Raw genomic sequence first — 1,620 nt, 5'->3', positions numbered from 1 at the left:
GTGTAGTGGCCTAACATGCCCGCCTGTCACGCGGGAGATCGCGGGTTCGAATCCCGTCAGCTCCGCCACTGTTTCAAAGCGATCATTCCGCCGGCGGGTGATAACCTGCACCGCAGATCGTGTATATCCGCAGGTCGATTGGAAATAACAATGCTTGTCGGTGCGAGGGGTCGTTTGTTTGGCTCGGTAGCTCAGTCGGTAGAGCAGAGGACTGAAAATCCTCGTGTCGGCGGTTCGATTCCGTCCCGAGCCACCAAGCAAATAACCTGGCAAAGCCGGGGCCTAACACATACACATATGCCACCTTAGCACAGTTGGTAGTGCACATCACTCGTAATGATGGGGTCGCCGGTTCGAGTCCGGCAGGTGGCTCCATTTTGGAGGGATACCAAAGTGGTCAAATGGGGCGGACTGTAAATCCGTTGGCTTTGCCTTCGTAGGTTCGAATCCTACTCCCTCCACCATGATCATCCGGCTCGGTAGCTCAGTTGGTGAGAGCGACGGATTCATAACCCGTAGGTCGGGGGTTCGATTCCCTCCCGAGCCACCATTCTGATTGGGGAGTCGCCAAGCGGTAAGGCAACGGACTTTGACTCCGTCATGCGTAGGTTCGATCCCTACCTCCCCAGCCATCAAATCCCGCCAAAGGGTCGCTGGCTCGGCAAAGCGAATCCGGGTGATTTGGTGGGACTCACGCGGTCGTGGCGGAATTGGCAGACGCGCAAGATTCAGGTTCTTGTGGGCGCAAGCTCGTGGAGGTTCAAGTCCTCTCGACCGCACCAAAACCGAATGTTGCCGGTGTGGCGGAATTGGCAGACGCGACGGACTCAAAATCCGTTTCCCGCAAGGGAGTGGGGGTTCAAGTCCCTTCACCGGCACCACAATGGAGAGGCCCGCAAAAGGTACAGTCGTACAGTGGAATATGTCAACTGCGCCGGTTTGTGGGGGATGTCGGAATGTAGCGCAGCTTGGTAGCGCGCACGCTTCGGGAGCGTGAGGTCCAGGGTTCAAATCCCTGCATTCCGACCATTTTTTATGGAGAGATGTCCGAGTTGGTCGAAGGAGCACGATTGGAAATCGTGTAGGCGGTTAACCCCGTCTCGTGGGTTCGAATCCCACTCTCTCCGCCATGTGCTGCTTTGCCTGGAGAGAGACTGCAGCTGTGGTTCCCGCTCTCCACTATCAAAATGCGGGCGTAGTTCAGTGGTAGAACTCCAGCCTTCCAAGCTGGCCGCGTGGGTTCGATTCCCATCGCCCGCTCCATTTATGAACAGGATCCCGCTAGGGGTTCTTTTTTATGCAAAAAACGCAGGCTTCACGCCTGCGAGCATCGCATCAAAAAAGAGATTCGCTGAGCTATTTTCGTTTTTTTGTATAGAAATTGGGATTTTGGTTTGTTTTGTTTGCATTTTTTCGTTGAGGATCGAGTGTCCGCATGGTATTATAACTCTCGTCACCTCGATGATGACTTCTTTCGATTGACAACGAAACTGCTGTGTGGTATGTTAAGATAGTGCGTTCTTGCGAGCCATTAGCTCAGTTGGTAGAGCACCTGACTTTTAATCAGGGTGTCGATGGTTCGAGTCCATCATGGCTCACCAATTTCTTGGGGTACCCGCG

Annotated in this window: 11 tRNA genes; all 11 read left to right on the top strand. The window is 54.1% G+C overall.

The window, feature by feature from the left end:
* The first annotated feature begins 180 nt into the window (after positions 1-180).
* Positions 181-256: transfer RNA gene (locus C230_RS0100265), tRNA-Phe, on the top strand.
* Between the two features lie 43 nt (positions 257-299).
* Positions 300-375: transfer RNA gene (locus C230_RS0100260), tRNA-Thr, on the top strand.
* A gap of 4 nt (positions 376-379) precedes the next feature.
* Positions 380-464 (top strand) — tRNA-Tyr (locus C230_RS0100255).
* A gap of 9 nt (positions 465-473) precedes the next feature.
* A tRNA-Met gene (locus tag C230_RS0100250) sits at positions 474-550 on the top strand.
* Between the two features lie 7 nt (positions 551-557).
* Positions 558-632: transfer RNA gene (locus C230_RS0100245), tRNA-Gln, on the top strand.
* A gap of 63 nt (positions 633-695) precedes the next feature.
* Positions 696-782: transfer RNA gene (locus C230_RS0100240), tRNA-Leu, on the top strand.
* 12 nt (positions 783-794) lie between these two features.
* Positions 795-881 (top strand) — tRNA-Leu (locus tag C230_RS0100235).
* A gap of 71 nt (positions 882-952) precedes the next feature.
* A tRNA-Pro gene (locus tag C230_RS0100230) sits at positions 953-1,029 on the top strand.
* Positions 1,030-1,037: 8 nt separating this feature from the next.
* Positions 1,038-1,130, top strand: a tRNA-Ser gene (locus tag C230_RS0100225).
* 59 nt (positions 1,131-1,189) lie between these two features.
* Positions 1,190-1,263, top strand: a tRNA-Gly gene (locus tag C230_RS0100220).
* 262 nt (positions 1,264-1,525) lie between these two features.
* Positions 1,526-1,601, top strand: a tRNA-Lys gene (locus C230_RS0100215).
* Positions 1,602-1,620 lie beyond the last annotated feature (19 nt).

It is taken from the genome of Effusibacillus pohliae DSM 22757, assembly GCF_000376225.1.
Classification (GTDB): Bacteria; Bacillota; Bacilli; order Tumebacillales; family Effusibacillaceae; genus Effusibacillus; species Effusibacillus pohliae.
The sequence above is the reverse complement of the archived record's forward strand: the minus strand, read 5'-3'. Positions and strand labels throughout refer to the sequence as shown.